Source organism: Tropicimonas sp. IMCC6043 (genome assembly GCF_004146235.1).
In the GTDB taxonomy this organism is placed as follows: domain Bacteria; phylum Pseudomonadota; class Alphaproteobacteria; order Rhodobacterales; family Rhodobacteraceae; genus Tropicimonas.
The window spans coordinates 1-255 of sequence record NZ_SELO01000255.1 but is presented as its reverse complement, the minus strand read 5'-3'; the positions used below and the strand labels follow the sequence as shown (position 1 = coordinate 255).

Genomic DNA, 255 nt, shown 5'->3' with positions numbered 1-255 from the left:
ATGCCTGTGGCGCTGTCGTCTTGCAGAAGAAGCTTCGGCGGGGCGCGGTGCTCGATTTTCTCGACAAGATCGAGCCCTGCCTGATCGGCATGGAAGCCTGCCCCAGCTCACACTTCTGGGCGCGGGAAATCGCGGCACTTGGCCACGAGGTCCGGCTGATCCCGCCCGCGTATGTGAAGCCTTACGTGAAGCGGCAGAAGAATGATGCGGCGGATGCCGAGGCGATCTGCGAGGCCGTGACGCGGCCGAACATGC

Annotated in this window: 1 pseudogene; it reads left to right on the top strand. The window is 63.9% G+C overall.

Annotated features, from left to right (window positions below):
- A pseudogene (locus tag EU800_RS26580) lies at positions 1–255 on the top strand (IS110 family transposase); the annotation flags it as partial.